This window comes from Rhizobium ecuadorense (assembly GCF_001187535.1).
Taxonomy (GTDB): Bacteria; Pseudomonadota; Alphaproteobacteria; order Rhizobiales; family Rhizobiaceae; genus Rhizobium; species Rhizobium ecuadorense.
In genome coordinates, this window is sequence record NZ_LFIO01001148.1 from 1 (window position 1) to 233 (window position 233).

1 pseudogene is annotated in these 233 nt (G+C 61.8%); it reads left to right on the plus strand.

Annotated features, from left to right (window positions below):
• A pseudogene (locus AF337_RS24580) lies at positions 1-233 on the plus strand (ABC transporter substrate-binding protein); the annotation flags it as partial.

Sequence of the window (233 nt, forward strand, 5' to 3'; positions counted from 1 at the left end):
ATGGCGCCTGCGGCAATCGCATTGCAGTCATGGCCGGCGGCTCCGCCGAAAAGGTGATCCAGGCCCAGGTCGAAAAGTGCAAGGCCGGTGGCAAGCCCGCACCCGAAGTGCAGTCCTACACCGACCAGCCGAGTTCGATCCTGGCGGTCCGCTCCAAACGCGCCGATGCCTTCTTCTCCTCGCAGGCACCATTGACTTATTTCGTGTCTCAGGCAAACGGCCAGATGGAACTG